Source organism: Bradyrhizobium erythrophlei (assembly GCF_900129425.1).
GTDB classification, from domain to species: Bacteria; Pseudomonadota; Alphaproteobacteria; order Rhizobiales; family Xanthobacteraceae; genus Bradyrhizobium; species Bradyrhizobium erythrophlei_C.
The window spans coordinates 4,913,178-4,935,016 of sequence record NZ_LT670817.1 but is presented as its reverse complement, the minus strand read 5'-3'; the positions used below and the strand labels follow the sequence as shown (position 1 = coordinate 4,935,016).

Sequence of the window (21,839 nt, the reverse complement as noted above, 5' to 3'; positions counted from 1 at the left end):
CTTATCGCCAGTGGCCCTTCGCAACGGCGCCTGGCTCAACGTCACTCACAATGACCGCGTTGGCGCCAATCTTGGCGTGCGCGCCAATTTTTATCCCGCCGAGAATCTTCGCTCCAGCGCCAATGTCGACGTGGCCCGCGATTTCTGGAAACCCGGATCTGCTGGGGCCACGGTAACCGATGGTCGCCTGTTGTAATATCAGGCAATTCACGCCGATCTTGGCGTCGGGATGGATGACGATTCCGTTCGGGTGAGGGATGAGTAATCCTCCTCCAATCCGGCAGTTGAGCGGGATATCCGCTCCGGTCACGACGGACCAAAAGCGATGGCGCAAGACAATCGCCTTTCGGAAATACCTGGCGAGCAATCCTGGCCGCTCTTGCCAATGCTGATAACGTCGTATCGTCAGCAGGAGCTTTCGTCCCGGATCCCAAAATTGGGTTGGTCTCTCGCGTGTCCAGTCAGGAACCTCGGCGCTTATCTGATCTGATTTTTGGTCCACGGTTTCATCCGGTTGAAAGCAGCAAGTGCATATTCTGCTAGTAGGTCGTATCCCAGGCGTTAATCTGGCCCCCACGGCCGCAGGCTGAACGGTTGAGGCACGATCCGAGTTTTTAATTCAATGTAGCTCCGGGAGAGACCTGGAGGGCCGCCTGAAAATTCCCGCAAGCAACTCGGCCTCCTTATCAACATTGTGATGCTCAGTGACTGCCTCGAACCCTGCCTCTCCCATCCTTTCCAGGACCTCGGGAGATGTAGCAAGACATTCCTGCATCGCGTCGGCCAGTTTACCGACGTCGCCGGCCGCAACGAGCCACCCGTTCTGACCGTGTTTGACGAGCTCCGGGATGCCGGCGACGAATGTGCTTATGACGGGCCGCTTCACCGCCATGGCCTCCATGATCACGACCGGCAGGCCTTCGGCAAAGCTTGGCAGGACCAGTGCACGTGCTGAAAGCAGCTCTTGGCGCACCTGTTCGCTACTGAGCCAGCCTGTTATTCTGATGTTGTTGCGAAGATTATATCGATCGATCAGTCCTTCAAGCTCGGGTCGCAGCTCGCCGTCGCCGGCAAAGGTTAAACTGAATTGTTCTCCGCGCTCCAAAAGCCGTCTTGCGGCATCGATCAGCAGCAATTGTCCCTTCTGTTCGCAAAGGCGTCCGACACAGACGAAGTTGCGCGTCATGGGGGAGGGGCTGGCCGCACCTTGATGAAAGGCGCGGTCAAGCCCGCAGCGGACGACATGAATCTTCGGCCAGAGGCTGTGCCCGACGAGCCGGAACAACTGGCTTCGTCCGAATGAGCTAATCGCGATGACGAATGCGCAACGCCGTATCTTTTCCGGCAAGCCGATAGACTGCGGCTTGTCGAACTCTTCCGGACCATGGACGGTAAAACTCCACGCCGGCCCTCCTAAAGCGTGCGTCAGCATTGCGACTTCGGCCGAATTCGTCCCGAAATGCGCGTGAAGATGTTCGATCCGCTCCTGGATCAACCATGGCTGAATACGGCAGGCTTCGGCGAGGTAAGCGAGGTGCAACAGGAGAGGGCGGTCGGAGCTTCGGCTCATGCGAAAAGCAAGACCGAGGCCTTGATAAAATTGAACGGGGTGCGACAGGGCCATTGCTAAAGCTGCGGTCAAAAGCCTTGCAGCCCCATCGCGCAAGACGTAGCGGGTCTTTAGTTGTTCCGACTTGTCATCTTCATCGAGCACCTCTGCGTCCCACCCACGGATCGCAATCCTCGTCACGTCGATGTCCTGACGCTCCAGCGCACGGATCTCCCGCCGGATGAATGTGTGGCTGATCTTTGGGTATTGATTGATCAAATAAGCGATGCGCATGTTTTACTTGTATTCGATGAGCTGGGCTTGTCGTGCGGCCAGGCGGTCTCGCAGATAAAGGAGCTGGCCACATGCTTCTGGAAAACGCGCCAGTACTTGAAAAAATCCTAGCAGGATACGGTGGCCCATTGCTCCATCCGAACGCAGGGTCTGCTTCACGATCTGAGCGGGGTAAATTAAAAGTAGCAGCCAAGCCCAGGCACCAAACAAAATCACAGAAATTATGATCGTAAGCGGTAAGCAAATTGCCCACAGCCAGGAGCGACAGGATTCCCAAACCCAGTGACATTCAGGCGGGCCGCCGTGAAGGGCCGCGCCTTGCGCGAAGGCATATCCACTGCGCACCGTTCGTCGCCACCATTGACCGAATCTCTTCATATTTGCATCGTGCTTTGCCATTTCAAAATCTAGTCGCCGAATGTACCATCCGGCGCTCCGCAGGCGAACACACAATTCCGGCTCTTCACCTGCGATGAGTTCGTCCCTAAAACCTTGGACATTTTCAAAGGCATCGACGCGCAGCATCACAATGCCGCCGCAGGCGAGTGCGTCGCCTATCGGAGTGTTCCATTCATCGTCGCACAGACGGTTGTATATTGACCGATCTGGAAAGCGCTCGCGCAACCTTCCGACAGCCGCACAATAGGTTTGGTGTTGCTCAAGAAAGCGAATTGCGTGTCCCGGCCACTCTCGATCCAGCTCACAATCGCCGTCGATAAATTGGACATAGCTAATTTGAGGTGCCAACTCTCGCATTCGCCTGAAGCCGTGGTTGCGGGCACGGGCAGCAGTAAAAGGAGTAGCCCGAGCAAGTTCGACGAGGTGGGCGCCAGCGCTTCTGGTCCATTCAACCGATCCATCGCTGGAACCAGAATCGACATAAATAATGATCGCCGCTCCTGCTGCAGACCGCAGACATTGCTTCAGACGTTCGCCTTCGTTGCGCCCAATTGCAACGAGTCCAAAGGGTATGACCGCGTTACTCAACCTACGCTCCCGCCTCATGCATCTATATTACTCTTCTGACGTCGCTTGATCAGGGTTGGCACGCCAGCTGCTTTGCAGTTGGTCAGAAGCTTAACTGACTAGACTTGCCTTCATTGGAGCCTAGAAGGTCATTCTTTATCTTTCGCGCGTCGGAATCAAAAATCTTTTAGCGTTTACACTAAATACCAGTTTTCTTGGTTATTGCGCAGCGCGAGCCTGTCTTCCCGTCGATCCCTTTTGTCGCCGATGCAATGGATGCTGTATAGCGTAACCTCACCAGCCGGCTTGCCTCTCCTGTTTCCCTTTTTTTGGTGAACCGGGGCGGAAACGGGTGGAATACGAAAGCGAAAATTGCAGGAGTTTGGTATGCGAAAGTTAATTTGTGTCAGGTCCATCGCGAGGCGCCCCAAGAGTGGCAACAACCGTCACCTGATCCCACCCAAACCGGAGGGTTCAGTGATCGGCGCAATCACAGCCTCTGCTGTTCGGTATAGCGGATTGCGTTGACCTTTTCACATCCTGCTGCTCAAGCCAGCTCGAGTTTCTCCGGAATCGTTTTAACGTCTCCGAGGATCGTACACAAAGCCGTCGGGTTGTCTTATCCGCGGCGAAGCCTTCGCGGAGGCGGGCGGAGGCGGTCGCGTCGTCGGGACAAAATTGAATTGCGGAAATGTGAAACCGATTAACCGCGATCGGTCCTGATCCAGCTCAAAACTCTGCGACCTGTCGCGAGGTCAGAGTAAAGGCTGAGCTTCTTGGTCAAATAGGGGACAATCAAGACAAGATCACGGAGAGGCAGAACATCCCGGCCATATTTGATCCAGGCAAGAAGAACTGCTGCTGCGACCAGAGCCAGGCACGTAGCAATTAAAAAGAACGGCATTGCGGATAGACCCGTGATCGCGGCAATGGCTGTTCCAACAACCGCTGCGGTCAAAACGGAAATGAGGAGAGAGAGTGGGGGCACCGAAAGGTCGAGAGCCGTTGCAAATAGCTTAATGTCGCGGCGCTTTATGGCAGCATAGATCAGATTGGGCGCCGCGCTCAAGATCAACGATATATGTCCGTGTTCCCAGCGCTGTCGCTGCGTTCGCGAACCTTTAACAGAAGTCGGAAAGCTGCTCGTAATGATTGCGGATGGACAAAAGCGCGGGGCTCGTCCCAGGGCAGCAAGCTCTAACCCGAGCTTCATGTCCTCGACGATAAAACCGTTCGAAAGGTTTGCTGACTGAATGACTTTCCAGGGAAAGGCCATCCCTGTTCCCATCAGTTGGCACGGCAATCTTAGTTTGTGAAGGCCGAGCGGACGAACCAGATTTTTCACGCGCCACGCAAATAGGGCGACTTGATGATTGACGGATGAGCCGGCCACCGCGCCCATCAGATAGAGCGCCTGAACCGGATGTCCGGATGCGGCGCATGCTTGAGACAATTTTTCAATTGAGCCCTCCGAGACCCGACAATCGGCATCAATCACAATGACGATGTTTGGGGGCTCAGCGGCGAGGTGTTTTATCCCCCAGTCTAATGCGTATCCTTTTCCGATTCTGGTTTGATCTTCGCGGACCAAAACTTCGGCCCCTGATGCGGTGGCTATGGAGGCCGTTTCGTCATTGCAATTGTCGGCGACGATGAGAAGGCGATCGCCCGGGCGCAATTGCCGTTTGACGTCATCAATCGTGGGTTTAATTACGGCACTCTCATTATGGGCAGGAATTAACACCGCAACGCGTCTGTCGCGCTTGGCGGCGGTCATCTCTATTTCCTGCGACGGCAGAAGGCATCCGGCTGCCACTTCCACAAAAAATACCAACGTCGCAACAAGTAAAAACAGGGCACAAGCCGTGAGCGTCACGGACAGGAATATGAACATTTAAAAAGCATCCTCTGATCTGGTATTACTAGAAAAACGAAAAAAGCAAAGTGGTCGCCTGTACTAAAAGTAGTCTAACCCTGTCAATTTTTTCGGGGAAAGTTAAATTGTCGTGTAAGTTTTCAATTTTTGGCTATTGACGTGACAATCTTAACGTGTTGTTAATAATGGACACTGGTGCAATTTTGACGATTTAGGAGACGAGTATAATGGGCCAATTTAGACCGCAACTTCTTGCGGCGGCGTTTAGCTTGGTGGCGGTTGGAATGATGTCATCGGGAGCGCGTGCAGACCTCGTTACCGTTGACGTCTACATCTACGACGGCGCTATCAACGGCAATCACACGCAAGCCGATGCGGCCACGGCCGCTTACGCCGCGGCTAATGCGACAAAGACATATGAATTCACCTATAGCAACGGCTCAGCCAATAGCGCGTTGTCCAACATACAGTGGACCAATAGTGGTACGAACAGTAATACCGGCGGCAATTTTTTGGGCAGCCTTATCAATGATGCCACCTTTACCGTAGGCACCCAGAGCGATTTTATAAACCAGAACCTCAGTTCTGCTCAAGATTCGACTACGGCTTTCTTTAAGATTTCCGGCTTCGTGACAGGTCTAATTAACCCTGGTTCTGCAATCAGTCATGACGACGGAGCTACGCTGATCATCGGGTCTGATACGCAGGTAAATAGCCCCACAGAAACTAGCGATATCACGACACAGTTTTTGGACACCCCGACAGCCTACAGCGGGGCGCTGTTCGACCTCTACTATGTCGAAGGAAACGGCCCGCCCGCCATCCTTGATGTCAATATCAGTAGCCCAAACCTCACAACAGATGTTCCGGAGCCCTCAACTTGGGCGATGATGATCCTCGGCTTCTTCGGGGTCGGTGTCATGGCCTATCGCCGCAAGTCAAAGCCCACGCTCCGCTTTGCTTAAACCAAGCTGCGTAATTGGATTAAAAAGCCGCCGTGAGGCGGCTTTTTCTTTTGCTGTTCCGACCATACAGGCGGCTGTCGCAAGCGAATCCAAACTGCGTCTTCGTAAAGGTGCCCCCGCTTTGTTAAAGCTGGCACAGCCCAGTGTTTGAGTGTTTGCGACCTCATATCGCGATAGTCGTGGCCCGCAAACTACGGGTGCGGGCGCGGTGATGCGCGAAAACCATATACCATGAGGGTGCCGGCCTGGCGGCGCCGCGGGCGTGGGCACGGCTCTAGCTTCGTGGACGGCAATCCCTCTCCCTGACCACTGGCGTTCCTGAACCCTCGACGTGGGCGATGATGATCCTCGGCTTCTGCGGCGTCGGCTTCATGGCCTATTGGCGTAAGTCAGCGCCGATCCGTTCGCTTGGCCTGATTAGCGCATGATTAATTTAAAGGGTCTTTGTGGGGCTCCATAAAAACAGGAATTGAGCCGGGTCCCAATTGTGCCGGTGATTCTTAGATGGGGAGAGGGGCGCTTGAATGACGCGCGATTGGACCTTGGCGTTGACGGTTGGTTTAGACTTGGATAACGTTTACTCAAAGTTGAGTATTAACTATCCAAGTTGAATTTTAATGTTCTTCAAGAGGGTCAAATGGGCTTGAGCTTTAAAAATATCTTCGCCGCGACATCACTAATTGCATTTGGAATTTTGGGAGCGTCGTCGGCGCAGGCAGTACCTGTGACGTGGAGTTTCGATGTCTGCAGCGGCTGCACCGGTTCAAGTTTTAGCTATACTTCAAGCGGCAATACGATAACAGCGACGGGCTTCACCAATCATACTCTCAGCACCCACACAAATTTGTTCGCAAAACACAATGGCGGCGACGAGAATGGTGTAGGAATTGCCAGCGACCCTACTCATGACGATGAAATTTGGGGTACTAGCTTGATCCGGATCGATCTCGGCGGTGCCAATAAATATACCAGCTTGAGTTTCACCATGGGTTCAACTACCGGAACCGAGCACTGGGAAGTCTGGGGATCGAACAGTGCTACTTCGGGTCTTACTGAGGTTACCACTGGAACAACCGAAGGCTCATTTAGTCTGCCGAGTACTTATGAATATTATTTCTTCGGTCTCGATACCAACGATACACATTGGGGCGACAATGTGTTGTTGGCATCACTGACAGGTACTCTAACCAATTTGACCACTCCCGTTCCCGAAAGCTCCACTTGGGCAATGTTGATCCTCGGCTTCTTCGGAATAGGCTTCGTGGCTTATCGCCAAAAAGGGAAGCCCGCGTTGCGGTTGGTCTGATCGCAGACAGCATCGTTCAGACACGAAAGCCCGGGGCGAAGGCCCCGGGGTTTTGCGTTGAGGAGTTTAATCAAGTCGATCAGAGTGTGTGCGATCGGCCGGCTCCTGGCGCTGATCGCCCCTTGCCCGGTGGGGGCTCCTATGCGGCGGGTCATCAAGTAGACAGGAGGACAACATTGACGATGAGGCGGATTCCCTAAGCCAGAGTCTGGATCTTAGCCGTCATCGCTCTTCGCCGTTGCGGGGTTTGACATCGCGGCCACGACGTCGGCCGCAAACCGTTTCTGACCGGCGCTTTCCAGACCGACACCCTCCGTGGTGCTACCAAGACAATCTGGCTGACCCTGAGATTCGCCCGACATAAGATTTTTGGAAAATTGCGCCAGAGACATCCGTTTCGGTTTGGTTGAGTCAGGTTGGCGACTTCCCATCACGATGCAGTACCCCCCGAAACTTGCCGCAGGTTCGCTAAGTTCGAATTTTTGCCCGCGGAGCCAGCATACACGAATCCGATGTTCTGAACGACAACATGATGTTCTAGACCGTAGTCTACTCGTCATCTCTTGGCGATGGCAAGCAACAGCGGCATATTTGACATTTGTCTCATCGGGTTGGCGTCGGCGCTCGCTCAGTAGTCTCCCCACCGCGTCGGAAGCCGCCGGCGTCGAGTTCATCGACGAAAACGGCGGTGGGGCTGGCGTCCTTTGCGCAAGCCCAGCGACAAAAGACCGAATCAGACTAATTCAGTTGGCTAGGAGCTTCCTTGCCGCGCTATGTTCACTTTGCTTCAACGCAGTTGAGGCGAGAAGAGCTCATGATCGCGGGTCCAGCAGGTATCAATGCTGGCTTTAACTTGCGACCACCATTCCGGCTCTCGGAAAGCTCGCTCGGCAACGATCGATCCGGCTGAACTGTCGGTGGCGGCCTCGAAACGATGTTTGCGCGAATATCGTAAGAAGGCTTTGCTACCTCTTCACGAGAGGATCGCCCACGGCCATAAAATATTTGGTCTTACGGCTAGACCAAGCACATTCAGAGAAGAGAAGTCCCGCCTCCCAATTGCACATATACATCGAGCCCTCAACTCCGCCAATTGAAGGTTCATCTGTATGGCATGCCATGCCGATAGGGGTGCGGGAATAGTGCCAACCGCCGCCGGTAGTAGGGCTAAACCACTGCTCAAAATTGCCGTGGTCTGACCCGATGATGCCGTTATAACTCTCAAATGTCTTTACCAGATACCAGTTCGATTTTCCTGTGAAGAAAAGACTTCGATTGTTTGGGTAAGTTGATGACATCCCTCCGTTAACTCCCCAACTCTCGTAACCCGTCACATCTTCCCCACCAGTCAAGTGGGCATTGGTGCCGGTTATTCCGAAAATATATAAACGTCTTGCCAGGGGCACATTTGAATATGACGCGCTTGCCAAATCTGAATGATCCTTGGCAAGAGGAAAAAATAACTTGTAAGGAGGATTTCTAACTTCATCCATAAGATAGTTGGACCCACCCAGGCCGGCTGCATTTGCCGATACAATCAAACTGGGAGACGGCATCGCGTCGTACATCGCTTTGATTTTTTCGATGTAAGCCTTTGTTGTCGATAATGTACCCATGTCCATCCTGGTAACTAGAACGGGCGTTCCAGCATACGACCCTGGAGCAAATGCCGCATTGTAGTAGTTGACGCCTCCGCCTTGGTGATATTCAGCCCCAGCTGGGTTTGCAAGATTGGGGTCAGAGCGGCCTATCAGGTAGTCAACGCTTGCAATTGGAACACCGTTGTCCCAAACGCGCGAAGGAAGGCCGCGGCACATGACGACGTAGTATTTTGGATGAGAAGAACTGGCGATAAGTTCATAGATGGGTGTTCTGATCTGCGAAATCATGTTCGCGGATGTTGTCTTTTCTGTCGTGTCCGCCGTCACGGCGAGTGTATCAACGCCTGACATCCCTGGTCGATTAGCCTTATAATAGTCCGCAACTGCAGGGCCATCTTTCGAGGATGTGTTGTAGACAAGCAAAACGCGTGAGGCCAGGAGATTGGTATTTGCGTCATCAGCCCATGCTCTGGATTTTTCAGCCGACAACAACGAGGCCGCAATAGCCCCGTTGCGGATGAAATGACGCCGCGTAATCATTGCTATCAAACCTGAACCATAGTTAGGCGTTAATCACAAATGGCGTTATTGATATGGATAGCCAGTGCACGTGACCGATGTCCAGCTTACCGGGACCAATGACAATTATACGTTTTCGGCCTTTCGTCTAATCAGTCTAGGCGGTCTACCGAAAAGTTAGGATTGACCAGCTAAGAACCGCTTGTAGGGCGCGAAATCGATGCCGCGCAGCTTCGGCAGAAGGTCGGGTCTTTCGGGATCAAGCGGTCGAAAGGAGGTGCCCTCCGGTAGATCGATGATGGCATTTACGATGCCGTTCGGTGCGAAAATGATACAGGGAAGAGGAACGACCCATCCTATGTCGAATAATCGCCAATTCGTATCTGCCCGCTCGTCTCCCGTTTGGAGAGTTTCCTCCCAGGGTATAAGACCGTGCCATTTGACCAGCCGAGACTGCAGATCAGCCACATAGGCATTCCAGCGACGCGTCGCGACGGCGTCAGCAACGGCTTGGGTCGCGCATAGCGAAATCAAGATGAAGATGGTCGCTCGGTTCATCCATAGTTGTTCAGGCAACTGAAACCGCGCAGCAAAATCATGGCCGTCGCCAAAATGGCGCTTGTGATGGGTGGATGATAGCGGGCCTGATTCTGGGCAAATGGCGAAAAGCTTTCCTCAATCGTAACCGCAACTGTAATCGCAACAACAGCGACGATTGCCCAAATGATAACAATCATTTTCGCATAGCGCATCGCCTCTGCGGTCGGAAGAGTGGCGCGGACAAACAGTACGCCCCCGAGCGCCATCATCGCCACCGCTCCAGTAACGAGCGGTAGGTTGAAGTGGTGGTCGGAATATAAAAACTCGAAGTGCAGCAACCCCTGAATGATGTGCGCCCGATCGTCGGGGTAGGCGGGATTGATGATCGAAAGTATCTGATATGCAAGTATGGTCATTAACAGGAGGCTGAACCGACAAAAATCTTTTCCCGCGAATTATCGAGAGCGGAGTGAGTTCTCAAAGCTAGCGCGAGCAGCAACGCGCTCGTCAGGACGAACGTGCCTTCATGCAGCCGATACGCAGGCACGCAGATTAGCAAAAACAAACACTGGCCCGCGATTGAGCGCGTTCGAAACGTCAGTACGAACAATAGGATCCAATAATAGCTGGTCGCAATGGCGGCTTCGCCGACGGCATTCATCGAGGTTGCCGCAAAGCCAACCAGGAGAGAGGTTATTGGAAAAAGGATCCACGCCTTTTGAGTTCGTGTCGCAATCGGCCAGCACGCTGCGCAAAATAGTGTTGGCAGCGCCAGCATGACGAAGGTCAGCAACTTCGCCACACTCAAACAAACTTGCAGACGTATACCGGGACAACAGACAGCGAGACGCCACGGCATATCGCGCTCATTGCTGGTGGCGTGGCGTCGCTCGTTTCGCCCGGAGCCAACCGACCCTGAAGCGCAACAACCCGGTTTTGTGCCCGCGATGGTTGTCGCTGCTGCTGAGACGGCGCCGACGATGGACGCCGCGCCGGCGAGAAAGTTCTGAGACGCTGCGATGCACACCAGAATCGGTTTTTCTGCCAGAACGAACCCAATTTTGAACGGAGGAGGGTCGAACGAATCTCTAATCCCAATCTGACGCCGCCACCTCCCGCGATTCTTGGTAATGGTTAATTAGGAGGCCTCGATTTTTATTAATTATTTAATATGGGAGCGTGGGCCAAAATTTCGATCGTCCAGCGCTGCCATTTGATTTACAACGGGATTCGGCGCCGAAATGGACAAGCAATTGCATTAAATTGTCAAATCCGCTCAAACGCTCTGTGTCGTCAATAAATCGTCAAAAAGTCCCTTGACACAGTGCAAATAATCGTCAAAAGTCCCTTGACGCAGTGCAAATACAATTAATAAAATATCAAGTTATTGGAATTCGAGTAAATCATTTTTAGGAGAGTGCTATGAGAGTTCTGTCTAGCGCGGCGGCTGCCTTGGCCGTTTTGGGATTGTTGGGCTTTTCCTCGAACGGAGCTAAGGCTGATTATGTGTTGACGTCTCAGCTGAACATCGACGGTTGCAGTTCCTCCGCACCGTGCTCCGGTACTACCCCAGCGAATTTTGGCCAGGTTAAAATCTCTCAAACCAGCGTGGGCACCGACGTTGTTTTCGATGTTACACTCAACAGCGGTGATTTTTTCCAAACATCCAAGGGCCATGATGCTTTCACGTTTACTCCCAACTTTTCCTTCACCAGCTATTCTTCAATTCCGAGTGGCTTTACCGCTCTCAGTGGAAACGCTCTCCCAGTTACGAACAACCCCTTCGGTACCTTTACACAGGGCCTAGATTTCGCTGGTCCGAACGGTGCGGTCACAGAACTGAAGTTCGACTTAGTGGTCGGCTCCACTTTCGATTTAAGCGCCTTAGGCATTGGAAACTTTGGTGAAAGTACCGCTCCTCCCAACGGGTTCATCACTGCGTTTTTCTCGGCCGATGTTCAGGGCTTTCAGGGCAACACCGGGGTTGTCGGGGCTGACAACCTTGTTCACCCCCCGTCCGGCGTTGGCAGCGTTCCCGAACCCTCAACCTGGGCGATGATGATCCTTGGTTTCTTCGGCGTCGGCTTCATGGCCTATCGCCGCAAGAGCCAAACGAGCTTACGGTTTGCATAACTGCGGTTCGCATAGCGTTGGTAAGTAGATCACTATACGGGAAGCCGCCGCAGGGCGGCTTTTTCTTTTGTGAGCCGCCGGCTCGGCTTTAGAGGGCGCTACACGATCGTTCAATTGGGCCGCGTAACCGCCGCCTCGCGATGAATATCAGGCACCTTTTGCCGAAGCGAACGGGCGGACAACATCCCATGGCAATTCGATCAGATCAATCGTCCAAAGCCATTCAATGCTTGACCGCGGAGCGACCTCGTCAATCGTCATTTGACGGACGGTTTTCGTAGTGGGCCTGGCACTCGCCCGGCAACAATCGCGGTGGGTCGAGAAGTGACCTCAATTGAGCCGACATAGAACAACGTTGGGGCACTTTCGATTTCGATCGGAGCGTTCATTTTCATAGTTCCGGTCGAGTCAACTGCTCGATGGTTCTGGTGTCAGAATTATGCAGACCGGCCGCGGCATCTAATAAATCTGACGAACCGTGGACCGGACTCGTTCTCCATAACTCCCTTGCGATCTCCATGGGGGCAATCTGGAAGTTCGTCCACCAACTGATTTCGTTGCCGTGCCGATGCAGGGCGTGGTGGTGGTCCACGACACAACGGTACGGTGAACTCATCGCTCACCTTGCGCCCCAGCGTGGCTGGTTGGGCAAATTTGAGGTGATCGATCACTGGAGCGCGCTCAAGTGATGGGTTGTCTACATCCTATCACTAAGTTCGTTTTGCGGGTCGCTAAATAAAGTCGCACGGTCGGCGGGTTAGGTGCCGGTTGTCGATGGGTCGGAATAGGATCCGCACATGGCTTCGACTTCCGTCATTCCCGACGTTCACGGCCGCTTAGAGCGCAGTTGACCACATCAGAATCCGAGCAATAAGCCAAAGCCAGCCGGCTGTCGCGGCGGCAATCGCTGCCAGATATATGAAGTGCGGTGTGGAGAACTTTTGCGCGAGAACCGGGTCAGTATCCGCCGCTTGCGGTGGGACAATAATGCCGAAAGGCTGATCCGACATCTCGGGCATCCTCGCATTCGTCTTGCTTACCAATTGCCGCACGGGCTTTCCGCTCCTTTGGTTCAGCCGTGTCCTGGCCCGGACCCTCAAACCGCTGAAGATACCCGCGGAGACGCAGCAATTCCTCATAGCGAGCGCGGAGCGTCTCAACGTTGGCGTTCTTCCTGGTCAATCCTATTCGTTTCACCCGCCGCTCCCGTCAAAGTTGAATTGCAAATCGGCTTAATTCGCGTTGCTTCCGCCGTCTGTGAACTAGATCACACATCAAAAAAATTGCCTGTCGTTAGGGTGTGTAGCCTGATAGGCGGCCTCGATAGCGCGGGCGTCGTCCGCTGTGAGCGAGTTCTTCGCCGGCAAATCGCCGATACGCCCACATCGCCAGATCGTCGTCACCTTTAATGTCCTGAATCTCTGCGACTAGCTCATCGCGTAAGGTGGAGGACGGTTCTGCGGCGAGCGCTGGTTGGGGCTGCCGCGGCTTGTGGATCGAAGGATTGGGCTGTTTGTGACCGTTCTGGCCGGCAAAGCTTAGGTGGGGGGCGTCGCGGAGCGCGGGGAGGGGTCGACGGACAGGTCCGGGGCATCGAGGTCGTCCTCGCCGGCAATGCAACCAGCGTGAACAACGCGTAGCGCGGGCATAGCTTAGCGCGGCCCCCATGCGTTGCGGGGCCGCGGTTTCGCTCGAAGCACAGACCGGCCAATCGGACGAAATCCACCCCCTGAGGCGTGCACCAGGAGGGTCGTAAGGCGGAGTGCGCCGGGAGACCGGCAAGGAGTAGATGGTGCAAGTCCATCACGATGAAGGAGTAGCGACCCGCATCGACCCCGAGTCATGCGCAGATGCCCGCGAGGGCATCGGCGAAGCGTTGACAGGGGAGCGCATAGGCCAGCCATTGAGCCGCGATAGTACCCTCATCCTGGGTGCCGACGTCGTTCCGCTGACGGAAGGCAATACGGATGGGCGCGATAGTGCGAGCGCCCAGACGGCCCGGCGTGGTCGTAGACACTGGCATGTGCGGACGCTCTTTGCTCGGGAACCGGGAGATCTCATGGTCGGCCAGCGCCACATGCGTGTAGCGCTGGTCCGTGTCGGGAAGGCGAGGAGCCGTAGCCGATGATGTACGATCATGAGAAGTCTGACCCCGCCATAGTAGCTGTGAAGCCGACGAACAAGGCCGGGCAACCGGCTGCGGAGTTGGTGGAGCCAAGGGCGGGGGCCGAGGGGAATGTGAGTCAGCAAAGCACGGGCCGGGCACAGTACCGGGAAACCGTGTCACAGGCGCTGAAGCGCATACGGAATTTCGTGAGAATATCACGACGCGCCGTTACACACCCGAGGTGGGAGCCGTGTGCCCGAATTGGGCTCGCACGGATCTGTGCGGGGGGCGCGGGGTAACTCGCGTCCCTACCGCGAACATGTCCCGCGGCCTCATCGATCCTGGTTGTCTGGATGGTCGCAATCTCGTGCTGGCCGAGGCTCTTGCGGCCGATATCGAGGCCGCTGGCGAGCGAGGCATAATGTTCGGTCCCCCTCCGGTGGGAACGGCGAGCGGATGATTGCGGTTAGGGATTTTTCCGGATTGGTCAGTTCGCCCTGGGCGTTGGCGAGGGCCGCCGCAATGGCGCCGATGCTTTCACTGGAGCGGTGCATCGGCGGCCTCCATCTCCATCACCTCAAAGCTGACCGCGCCGGATTTCGAGCGCTTGGCCCGCAGACCATGCCCGATGGCCTCCTTGGCATCCTCCGGCACCAGTTTTTTCAGGTCGGCCTTGGCGCCTTCATGCTCCTGATAGGCCGGCCGGGTCCGCCGGAACACGGCCGCAAACTCCGCCCATGAATTAGACGCGCTCATATCAACGATACGGACCGCCTCCAGCCGCGGCCGCGGCGGCTCGACCCCGAACAGCCGGGGTTCTTCGCCGCTCATCACGCAGCGCCAGAACTTCTTCTCGGCGGTCAGCAAAAGGTGCTGGTACGGCGGGTCCGCGTGAACGGGCAGCTCGACCCAGAGGCCGCCGCCGGTGATGCCATCCCACAAGGGCGGGTCATGTTCATTCATTCCATCGAGCGAGGAGCAGTTCGCTTTGGCGGTGAAGTTCAGCCGGCTTGTGGGGCTGCGGCGGGGGTTGCCGAGACCTGGTTGGCAAGGCTTCTGAAAGGTCTTGGTTTAGACGCCGCTAATACGATCGTTCAATTTGGGCCGCGTCCGACATCCGAACTTTAGAATTTTAGGCGTATTAGAGGCTCAATCAAAGAAACGGGCCGGGGGGCCTCAAATGACGACCGAAACAATCGCACTTCTCAGTTTTGTTTTAATGGCGTTCGCTCTCGCCGCAATGGCTTATGAGCGCCGAATGGATGTCTTGTATGGGCCTTATATCTACGGCCGAGACGCGCAACACTGGTTCGTGCCTCTTGTGAGAGTGCTGCGGTTCGCAATTTCAGAACGCCTGACGCGCCTTCAGTGGAAGGCCCGCAACGTGATTATTTTGCTTTAGTAATTATGGACTGGCGGAGATACCAAGTGAAGATCGCACCGCACCCGACCAGTGCACGGCCTGGCTTCAAAACCGTTTGCCAGGAATGCGGAAGTTTGTCGATCAAAGTCGCAGACCCGGTCAATGCTCCAGGCACCACCGCGGTTCAGTGCGGTCGCTGCGGCGCGGTCCGCGGAACGCTCGCGGAGCTGCACGACTTGGCTCGGCGAGCCGATGATGTTTTTGAATTCTAATTTGGGTCGCTGCAATGATTATTAATCGACTGGATTTGGCCTCGTCTGACAGCCCATTGGTTGACACGGCTTGGTCCGTTCTCGATGCGGCAAACGACCTCCGCGATTTTGCCGCGGTCGAAGCATGTCGCCGTGTCATTGATGCAAACCTGCGTGGCGGTGTTTCCGCACAATCTGACATGAATGTAGTTTTGGAGTTTTTCAAATAGACTGCGGCCTGCTCGGCGGATGCTTTCGGGCTTCCGTCATGGGTCTCTCCTTCAGCTCTCCGCTCGACGCCAGAGAAATGACGCAAGAAGACCTGGCCGATCTGGCAGGGCTAGTGGAAATCACGGAAACGCCCGCCGGTCCGCCCGGCGGGTTTTTAATTTCCCCTTCATTGGTTGGAACTGTCGCCGGTCGGCAAAATTGTTTTGGCGACGACGGAATCTTGCGAGGAGCGGGACAGATGCCACTGAGGCCATGCGGCGTAACGCCCGCGTGGCCTCCGGTGCTTTTGAGGAAGGCTCGCCCAGCAACAAGGTTCAGGCCTCGAAAGAGGGCAGCGAAAGCGGGCAGCCTATGCCGAACGATCAGGAATTTCTGCTCTATCCTTTGGACACCGGAGAGGATCCGGCGTGCCTGGATTGCGGCACGCTCGTGATGGTAACAGGGCACGAAGTCAGGGAGACCAAGCCAGACTTCATCACCTTCCGGTGCAAACGGTGCGGGCGCTCTGATAAGTATAAATGTGACGAATGAGGCGGAGCGGGCGCGGACGACCGGGCAGGAGGTTAAGCGGTGCCGCGCTGGTCGATTGCGGGTAGTTGTTGGGCGGGCTTTGCCTGTTCAGTATCTGGTGGCCGTTGTGATTGGCCCCAAGCATCCGATGCAAGCGCCGCGAGAACTAAAACGGCTAGCGCTGCGCCACGCCAGCATTTGAAGGGTCGTCCCCGTCTCGACATCGGTCGCGCTAAATCGGTAACGCCAGCCACACCAAGCTCCCCCACCCACGTCGGATCGTTTTCGACCAGAGCGGGCGTGCAAGGCCGAACGCACGAAAGCCGCCCCGTGAGGGCTTGACGCCGGAGATCAATCCTTAGCCAGAACGTAAATCTCGCGAAGCTGCTTCTGAATCTGCCCGATACGCCGAGCGTAGCCGGGATGTTCGATTCGCCTTCGAGATCCCGTGACAGCCGTCCAGCCATCCTTGCTAGGCACGATCGCAATGTCTGTACCGGGAAAGCACTCGTCGAACGACCTCAGCTTTTCCGTAAAAATCCAAACCAAATCAGTTGTCGAAATCTTGATTTTAGCCATTCCTTTTACCGGTCCTCATTTCCCCTTCGCCTTCAGTCAGATTGTTCCGCAACCAGGGCGGGCGCGCAACCTGAATTTGTGTTTTAGCTGCGTTGCGCTCAGCGGTGACTAGCGGGAGAGCGGCAGCCATCGCACTATCGCCAATCGCGAGTGATGTTTATTGCGAAAGGCTAAGGGCGGGCTATGATTGCCCCGAGAGTGACCGTCGACGAATCGCCACGTCTGGAGGTGTAAGCCACCCAGGCGAGGGCCTCCGACCAACAAAACCAAAAATAATTCTCAGCATCGGATGACGCTATCGCAGGTTGCGGACGTGCGAAAGCCCGTGGGGCTTAGTATTATTGTTTCGGAGCGGGGGTTGCTTCGAGGGCAGTCGCTGGCGCGGCGGGCTCGTCAGTTGGTGCGGCGGCCCGAAGTTCTGACAACGCCGCGCAGAGCTTGGTCCCTTTGACCGTTCCTACTAGCTAACAGCTTTGATCTTCGGACAATTTCACTGCAAAAGAGTTCGATGCATCAAAAAGGCCCGACGCACGTCCTGCAAAAGAGATCTTTTCGCCAAGCATGAAGAGGCACATAAAGATGTGCCAAACTTTTCACAGGTGGCGGTCAGTGTGCGAGTCTGCCGAGCTTGAGCGCTCGACCAAATCTCTTTAGCGCTCTGCTCCTTTACGTTTCCGATTGGATCGAAAAACCAACAAACAATGACGTCACCATTTGCTCTGATCGAATAATCTCGCAGGCCAACCCTGCATTGACCGGTTCCATGAACAACTAGTTCGTCCTTAAAATGTGAAAGCATACCTCGCAATTTTGCTTCGCTCGTCTCAATTGGTTGGCCTTGTCGTTTGCGCTCAATCAGGTCGTCAATAGCGGCTTTCAACCGGGCCAAATCGTCTTCCGATCTGAGATAGAGTCGTTCGCGCTCACCTTTTTCCTGAAGTCTAACTGGACTGAAATCAACCGTTGTTGCTCCCACTTCTAAGCACCAATCCACGAGTTGGCCCAAATTGTCGATATTGTGGCGATGGACAGTCGGTTTGATCCGAATGAGAAAATGCTGTTCGGCTCGCGCTTGTTCTTCGATTAATAATCGAATTCCTCTCTCTATGCGCTTTAGAGAGCCGTTTATCCCGCGCGCTTGATCATGAATATGGGCCACCGAGCTGTCGACCGAGATATTAACATTCACGGGTCGTGAGCGAACTATTCGTTTGACCGAACGCTCATTCAGAGCAGAGCCATTGGTTGTTACCCCCCAATCAATGTCCTCGGCTCGACAGAATTCCACCAGCTCCAAAAAATGCGGCCAAACAAATGGCTCGCCGCCGCCAAACTGGATAACATATGGGAAGACAAGCTCCTTTAGACTTAGAAGCGCCCTTTTCCAGTCGTCTAGGGTCATCTCTGTCGGATAGCGATCCTGGCGCCAATGCGTGCAATACTCACAACGATAGTTACATCTCTCCGTTAGAGTTGCGCCGATTGAATGAGGCCGAGTTAGATCGATGTTTGTGCGTAGGTAGACGTGCTCGATAGCGCTTGTCTTAATTCGCTTGCCTGCGTAACTCATTAAACGCCGCAATTGCATCTTCAGCCTCACTAAAATGACGACCCATCCCATATTCCCGCGCCGGTTGAGTCAATCGCTCCGGACCGAAAATACCGGATTGGCTCATGTGAACAGGGCGGCCGCAATTGGCACTTCTGCTAGGACCAGCGGCCTGGGCGGAACCCGATTTCATAGGGCCCCTGGTTATATTGGCCTTATGCCTGTATAGCTGAGGATTAATTTAATCCCCTGTCGGAGCGCTGGTGCAGCTCGCGGCGGAGATTAATTGGGACTTTCTGGCGAAGCGCTTCAGCTCGGTATGTCGCGTAGGGCCGGGGCAGCCGCCGCTGCCAACCCGGCTGGTGGCCGGGCTGTTTATCCTCAAACACATGCACAACCTCTCTGACGAGGCGCTGTGCGACAGGTGGGTGGAGAACCAGTATTTCTGCGGCGAAGTGGTGTTCCGGCACGAACTGCCGTTTGACCGCTCATCGCTGACCCGCTGGCGCCAGCGGCTGGGTGAGGAGCAGATTGCCGCGCTGTTGCAAGAGAGCCTCTCGATGGCGCACCGGAGCGGGGCGATCGAGACCAAAGATCTCGAGCGGGTCGTGGTGGACACCACCGTGCAGAAGAAAGCGGTCGCGCATCCGACCGGCGCCCGGCTCATCCACCGCGCGATCGAGAAGCTGGTCGATCTGGCCAAACGCGAGGGTGTCGAACTGCGCCAGAGCTATCTGCGGGTAGCTTCAGCAACCGAATCCTACGCCGCATCAGCGCTTTACACCACGCTCGCCAACCTCGCAGGCGCCGTCTCGTGAATAAGACGGGCTAGCTTTGCAGCCCATTTGCGGCTGCGGCTTTACCTGCTTTAGTGGCTTGCCACCTTGGGCGCGCTCTGAGCACGCGCGTTCGTCGAAAAGAAAATCGTAACTAAAATTAGCAACGCCTTCATGGTCATTTCCCCTTCGCCTTCGGCAGATCGACGCGGTCCTCACGAAATTCGGTCGGGCCCGTAGTGAGGCGACGGCGGCGCTGCGCTCGTTCTTCCGGCGGCGCCGATGGGTCGATCATCTTATCGATCGCCTTTATGGCGAGCTCCTGAGCGCGCAACCTCCGGCCGGGCGTGCTGACTGGCCTCGCTGGCGTCTTCACCTTGAGCCCCAGCTCGACTAGGCGGCGGATAGCTTCGGGACGGGACTCGACGGCGTGCTTTTTGATCCAGCCGTCCAAAGCTTCGAACTGAGCGGGCTCGAGGCGGACCATGATGCCTTCGCGGCGCCCTCCGGTCGAAGGACGCCCGCGCCGCTTTTTTGGGATATCCCTAATTGCCATGAATTCAGGATATCCCAAAAGCAAGCCGACGGGAAGCGCTAACCTCCGCCCTGACTTTGACCCGGACCATGAAAGGGTCGATCCAATGGACCAAGCTGACCGCGTGCACCACGCCACCTACAAACTCACCCATGTCTCAAAACAGCCCTTTGGACGCCACGTCGCGGCGTCGTTTCCTGTCCCAAGCCGCTGGCGTGGCTGCCGGTGGCTCCATCTTGGCTCTGGCAACCGTTTTAGCCACGGCGGACGCCGCGGCGCCCATGGCCTCGCTGGCGTCCTCTGGCGTCGATCCTATCTTCTCGCTGATCGAAGAGTATCGGACGGCGGCAAAGACAGCCGGCGCCGCGGCGTCTGAGGTCTCGCGCCGGGAAGAAATGCAGATTGAGCCAGCGTTCTCGCATTATTAGGAATTGTGGCCGGATCTGCGGCACGCGCGCATCGACGACGACCAGGCCGAAGCTATCATAATCTCTGTTATCGACGCCTTGGGCGACATACAGCACTTGCCGCTTGCCTCATTCACCGAAAGTTCTGGTTTGCCTGTCTGTTCCTGTCCGTGGGGTCGGGTGGTGGGTCAGTTTGAAAAATGACCCCGAAATAAAGGGCTTTGGTTAATGTGGACTCGCTCTGAGCGAAAACATCCGGCTCCCCCCCTAGAAGGGAGAATCGCTGTGGACCTCGGAATTCTCAAGACGCTCCAGCGGGAGTGGCCCGCTGTGATGGCCGCCCCGTGGTCGCGATAGCTCATACGTGTAGGTCGTAGCGCGAGCTGAGGACGACATGACGATTAGGGCTACAACCAAAAAAGAGCTATCGCGCGCATTATCCGCGCCACCGAAAAGAAGGCTCATCCCACACTCCCGCCCTGGTTGAGTCAATCACTCCTACGCGAAAGATAGAGGATTGACTCCAGAGAGCAGGGCGGCCGAAATTGGACTTTCAATAAGCTCAATTGGGGCGTGTGATGGATCCGCGTTTTGTTTTCGCCGCTCTGGCTGGCGCGTTTGGCGTAGCCTTCATTATTGCGACGGTCACAGTCGTCAGGCACGTCACGCAATGATCCAGATTGGGGCATTCGGAAAACGCGTCGAGCCCAAGACCCTAGTTTTTTCGTCGGCGCGCGAACAGCACCCATCACGAGTACAATCCAGAGGCCGCGCGCGCGAAAGATTTCGGGTCGTTTGTTTACGGCGTGCTAACCAGCTAAGCTTATCCAAAGCGCCGATCGGAATAAGGGGCCATCTTTGGCTCCGCGCCTTATCCTTGCCGTTTTCACAACTGTATTGGGAGCGCCTTCACCGTTGCCCCATCAGCAGCGTTCACAAAGAACTAGCTGCATCCTCAGGCGGCTCGACACACCGCTTCCATGAACAACAAAAGACAGAGATATGAACCTGCGCGATCTAAAATCGATGTCCATCGACGAGCTTTGGGCAGTGCACTTGGAAATCACATCCGCTCTGGCGAGCCGGATAGGTGCGGAAAAAACAAAACTTGAGCAGCGACTGCAGCAGCTCCAGTCAGATCATCGATCGAATGTAGCTCCTCAGCATGAACGGCGCGCTTACCCGCAGGTGTTCCCCAAATATCGCAATCCTGCCAAGCCTGAGGAGACGTGGGCGGGCCGCGGGAAGCAGCCACGCTGGCTGACTGCACAGCTTAAATCCGGGAAAAAGCTCGACTATTTCAGGATTCAACCGTCGTCCGATCGTTCGCGGCGCGCAGCGAAGCGGTGATTGCCAAACAAAAAGCGGTGATGCCAAACAAAAAGACCGCCCGAAGGCGGTCTCTCTGTAGTCTGATGGTGATGCAAAATCAGGCTACGTTTAGTGCGCCGTTCTTCCGCCGATAGCCCCGCTTCTCAATCATTTTGTAATGCCTTTTTCAGCCGAGCCCGGCGCGACATACGCGGGACGCCAGAAAGAACGTTGCGGAAAGCCGTGAATTTTAGGAAACTCAAAGAAGCAATCTCACAATTTCAGAGCGGCATTTCTGTAGATTGTATGGATTGGGCTCGCGGCCTTTTTTAAATAAAAAGGATTACGCCGAGTGGAACGGCGAACGTCCCAGCCAAGTCACGGTCACTCGTCTCTCTTCAATTTGCGTTTTCCCCAATGCGTAACCTCGGGCGGCTTCGCCGGCCGACCTTCTTCCCGCTGGCTGAGGCG

18 protein-coding genes and 6 pseudogenes are annotated in these 21,839 nt (G+C 55.3%); 10 read left to right on the top strand and 14 right to left on the bottom strand.

Annotated features, from left to right (window positions below; genetic code table 11):
- Position 1: 1 nt before the first annotated feature.
- The 4 genes from B5527_RS23640 to B5527_RS23625 all read right to left on the bottom strand — a co-directional run bounded on the left by B5527_RS23640 (position 2) and on the right by B5527_RS23625 (position 4,703).
- Entirely contained in the window at positions 2 to 502 is a 501-nt protein-coding gene (locus B5527_RS23640; protein WP_079603691.1) for a serine acetyltransferase, read from the bottom strand.
- Between the two features lie 117 nt (positions 503 to 619).
- Positions 620 to 1,843 (bottom strand): glycosyltransferase family 4 protein, encoded by a 1,224-nt coding sequence (locus tag B5527_RS23635; RefSeq protein ID WP_079603690.1) that lies wholly within the window; start codon positions 1,841 to 1,843, stop codon positions 620 to 622.
- A 3-nt stretch (positions 1,844 to 1,846) separates the two neighbouring features.
- Positions 1,847 to 2,830 carry a glycosyltransferase gene (locus tag B5527_RS23630; protein ID WP_245332230.1) on the bottom strand — a complete coding sequence of 328 codons (984 nt, stop codon included), beginning with the start codon at positions 2,828 to 2,830 and terminating at the stop codon, positions 1,847 to 1,849.
- Between the two features lie 682 nt (positions 2,831 to 3,512).
- Positions 3,513 to 4,703 carry a glycosyltransferase family 2 protein gene (locus B5527_RS23625; protein WP_079603688.1) on the bottom strand — a complete coding sequence of 397 codons (1,191 nt, stop codon included), beginning with the start codon at positions 4,701 to 4,703 and terminating at the stop codon, positions 3,513 to 3,515.
- Between the two features lie 845 nt (positions 4,704 to 5,548).
- On the opposite strand from B5527_RS23625, the pseudogene B5527_RS47780 reads away from it, so the two are divergent.
- From B5527_RS47780 to B5527_RS44400, 3 genes and pseudogenes are all read left to right on the top strand, one after another.
- A pseudogene (locus B5527_RS47780) lies at positions 5,549 to 5,650 on the top strand (PEPxxWA-CTERM sorting domain-containing protein); the annotation flags it as partial.
- A 314-nt stretch (positions 5,651 to 5,964) separates the two neighbouring features.
- Positions 5,965 to 6,078 (top strand): annotated as a pseudogene (locus B5527_RS23615) (PEPxxWA-CTERM sorting domain-containing protein); the annotation flags it as partial.
- 209 nt (positions 6,079 to 6,287) lie between these two features.
- Complete coding sequence (locus B5527_RS44400) at positions 6,288 to 6,956, top strand: hypothetical protein (RefSeq protein WP_154072472.1); 669 nt, start codon at positions 6,288 to 6,290, stop codon at positions 6,954 to 6,956.
- 965 nt (positions 6,957 to 7,921) lie between these two features.
- Here the strand turns inward: B5527_RS44400 and B5527_RS44395 are convergent.
- From B5527_RS44395 to B5527_RS23600, 4 genes are all read right to left on the bottom strand, one after another.
- Entirely contained in the window at positions 7,922 to 9,097 is a 1,176-nt protein-coding gene (locus B5527_RS44395; protein ID WP_154072471.1) for a hypothetical protein, read from the bottom strand.
- Positions 9,098 to 9,253: 156 nt separating this feature from the next.
- The gene (locus B5527_RS23610) at positions 9,254 to 9,634 is read right to left on the bottom strand and encodes a hypothetical protein (RefSeq protein ID WP_079603685.1); all 381 of its coding nucleotides are present in this window, start codon (positions 9,632 to 9,634) and stop codon (positions 9,254 to 9,256) included.
- Positions 9,631 to 10,032, bottom strand: a complete 402-nt coding sequence (locus tag B5527_RS23605; RefSeq protein ID WP_079603684.1) for a hypothetical protein — start codon at positions 10,030 to 10,032, stop codon at positions 9,631 to 9,633. The genes B5527_RS23610 and B5527_RS23605 overlap by 4 nt, the downstream gene beginning before the upstream one ends.
- Complete coding sequence (locus tag B5527_RS23600; RefSeq protein WP_154072470.1) at positions 10,032 to 10,409, bottom strand: hypothetical protein; 378 nt, start codon at positions 10,407 to 10,409, stop codon at positions 10,032 to 10,034. Before B5527_RS23600 ends, B5527_RS23605 begins: the two co-directional genes overlap by 1 nt.
- Before the next feature lie 1,235 nt (positions 10,410 to 11,644).
- On the opposite strand from B5527_RS23600, the pseudogene B5527_RS47775 reads away from it, so the two are divergent.
- Positions 11,645 to 11,749, top strand: a pseudogene (locus tag B5527_RS47775) (PEPxxWA-CTERM sorting domain-containing protein); the annotation flags it as partial.
- Positions 11,750 to 12,140: 391 nt separating this feature from the next.
- Here the strand turns inward: B5527_RS47775 and B5527_RS46530 are convergent.
- The 3 genes and pseudogenes from B5527_RS46530 to B5527_RS23575 form a co-directional block, all read right to left on the bottom strand.
- Positions 12,141 to 12,411: pseudogene (locus B5527_RS46530) on the bottom strand (hypothetical protein); the annotation flags it as partial.
- Between the two features lie 174 nt (positions 12,412 to 12,585).
- Positions 12,586 to 12,759 (bottom strand): hypothetical protein, encoded by a 174-nt coding sequence (locus tag B5527_RS44390; RefSeq protein WP_154072469.1) that lies wholly within the window; start codon positions 12,757 to 12,759, stop codon positions 12,586 to 12,588.
- A 1,634-nt stretch (positions 12,760 to 14,393) separates the two neighbouring features.
- Positions 14,394 to 14,786, bottom strand: a pseudogene (locus B5527_RS23575) (YqaJ viral recombinase family protein); the annotation flags it as partial.
- A gap of 250 nt (positions 14,787 to 15,036) precedes the next feature.
- Between B5527_RS23575 and B5527_RS23570 the strand changes: the two are divergent.
- From B5527_RS23570 to B5527_RS23555, 3 genes are all read left to right on the top strand, one after another.
- Positions 15,037 to 15,258, top strand: a complete 222-nt coding sequence (locus tag B5527_RS23570; protein WP_079603680.1) for a hypothetical protein — start codon at positions 15,037 to 15,039, stop codon at positions 15,256 to 15,258.
- Between the two features lie 247 nt (positions 15,259 to 15,505).
- Positions 15,506 to 15,700 (top strand): hypothetical protein, encoded by a 195-nt coding sequence (locus tag B5527_RS23560; RefSeq protein WP_079603678.1) that lies wholly within the window; start codon positions 15,506 to 15,508, stop codon positions 15,698 to 15,700.
- 253 nt (positions 15,701 to 15,953) lie between these two features.
- The gene (locus B5527_RS23555; protein WP_079603677.1) at positions 15,954 to 16,232 is read left to right on the top strand and encodes a hypothetical protein; all 279 of its coding nucleotides are present in this window, start codon (positions 15,954 to 15,956) and stop codon (positions 16,230 to 16,232) included.
- 330 nt (positions 16,233 to 16,562) lie between these two features.
- Here B5527_RS23555 and B5527_RS23550 read toward each other — a convergent pair whose 3' ends face one another.
- Positions 16,563 to 16,790, bottom strand: coding sequence for a hypothetical protein (locus B5527_RS23550; protein WP_079603676.1), 228 nt, complete (start codon positions 16,788 to 16,790; stop codon positions 16,563 to 16,565).
- Between the two features lie 490 nt (positions 16,791 to 17,280).
- Positions 17,281 to 18,360 carry a radical SAM protein gene (locus B5527_RS23545; RefSeq protein WP_245332745.1) on the bottom strand — a complete coding sequence of 360 codons (1,080 nt, stop codon included), beginning with the start codon at positions 18,358 to 18,360 and terminating at the stop codon, positions 17,281 to 17,283.
- A 239-nt stretch (positions 18,361 to 18,599) separates the two neighbouring features.
- Here B5527_RS23545 and B5527_RS23540 point away from each other — a divergent pair.
- A pseudogene (locus B5527_RS23540) lies at positions 18,600 to 19,085 on the top strand (transposase); the annotation flags it as partial.
- A gap of 208 nt (positions 19,086 to 19,293) precedes the next feature.
- On the opposite strand, the gene B5527_RS23535 reads toward B5527_RS23540, so the two are convergent.
- Complete coding sequence (locus B5527_RS23535) at positions 19,294 to 19,602, bottom strand: hypothetical protein (protein ID WP_154072468.1); 309 nt, start codon at positions 19,600 to 19,602, stop codon at positions 19,294 to 19,296.
- Positions 19,603 to 19,739: 137 nt separating this feature from the next.
- On the opposite strand from B5527_RS23535, the gene B5527_RS44385 reads away from it, so the two are divergent.
- Both B5527_RS44385 and B5527_RS23530 read left to right on the top strand, forming a co-directional pair.
- The gene (locus B5527_RS44385) at positions 19,740 to 20,078 is read left to right on the top strand and encodes a hypothetical protein (RefSeq protein ID WP_154072467.1); all 339 of its coding nucleotides are present in this window, start codon (positions 19,740 to 19,742) and stop codon (positions 20,076 to 20,078) included.
- Between the two features lie 981 nt (positions 20,079 to 21,059).
- The gene (locus tag B5527_RS23530; protein ID WP_079603673.1) at positions 21,060 to 21,407 is read left to right on the top strand and encodes an H-NS family nucleoid-associated regulatory protein; all 348 of its coding nucleotides are present in this window, start codon (positions 21,060 to 21,062) and stop codon (positions 21,405 to 21,407) included.
- The last annotated feature ends 432 nt before the right edge of the window (positions 21,408 to 21,839 follow it).

What these genes read in the sequence shown, in the direction of transcription:
- B5527_RS23635 (WP_079603690.1), bottom strand. Translation starts at nt 1,843, where the DNA reads ATGCGCATCGCTTATTTGATCAATCAATACCCAAAGATCAGCCACACA.
- B5527_RS23625 (WP_079603688.1), bottom strand. Translation starts at nt 4,703, where the DNA reads ATGTTCATATTCCTGTCCGTGACGCTCACGGCTTGTGCCCTGTTTTTA.
- B5527_RS44400 (WP_154072472.1), top strand. Translation starts at nt 6,288, where the DNA reads ATGGGCTTGAGCTTTAAAAATATCTTCGCCGCGACATCACTAATTGCA.
- B5527_RS44395 (WP_154072471.1), bottom strand. Translation starts at nt 9,097, where the DNA reads ATGATTACGCGGCGTCATTTCATCCGCAACGGGGCTATTGCGGCCTCG.
- B5527_RS23610 (WP_079603685.1), bottom strand. Translation starts at nt 9,634, where the DNA reads ATGAACCGAGCGACCATCTTCATCTTGATTTCGCTATGCGCGACCCAA.
- B5527_RS23605 (WP_079603684.1), bottom strand. Translation starts at nt 10,032, where the DNA reads ATGACCATACTTGCATATCAGATACTTTCGATCATCAATCCCGCCTAC.
- B5527_RS44390 (WP_154072469.1), bottom strand. Translation starts at nt 12,759, where the DNA reads ATGTCGGATCAGCCTTTCGGCATTATTGTCCCACCGCAAGCGGCGGAT.
- B5527_RS23570 (WP_079603680.1), top strand. Translation starts at nt 15,037, where the DNA reads ATGACGACCGAAACAATCGCACTTCTCAGTTTTGTTTTAATGGCGTTC.
- B5527_RS23560 (WP_079603678.1), top strand. Translation starts at nt 15,506, where the DNA reads ATGATTATTAATCGACTGGATTTGGCCTCGTCTGACAGCCCATTGGTT.
- B5527_RS23555 (WP_079603677.1), top strand. Translation starts at nt 15,954, where the DNA reads ATGCGGCGTAACGCCCGCGTGGCCTCCGGTGCTTTTGAGGAAGGCTCG.
- B5527_RS23550 (WP_079603676.1), bottom strand. Translation starts at nt 16,790, where the DNA reads ATGGCTAAAATCAAGATTTCGACAACTGATTTGGTTTGGATTTTTACG.
- B5527_RS23545 (WP_245332745.1), bottom strand. Translation starts at nt 18,360, where the DNA reads ATGAGTTACGCAGGCAAGCGAATTAAGACAAGCGCTATCGAGCACGTC.
- B5527_RS23535 (WP_154072468.1), bottom strand. Translation starts at nt 19,602, where the DNA reads ATGGTCCGCCTCGAGCCCGCTCAGTTCGAAGCTTTGGACGGCTGGATC.
- B5527_RS44385 (WP_154072467.1), top strand. Translation starts at nt 19,740, where the DNA reads ATGAAAGGGTCGATCCAATGGACCAAGCTGACCGCGTGCACCACGCCA.
- B5527_RS23530 (WP_079603673.1), top strand. Translation starts at nt 21,060, where the DNA reads ATGAACCTGCGCGATCTAAAATCGATGTCCATCGACGAGCTTTGGGCA.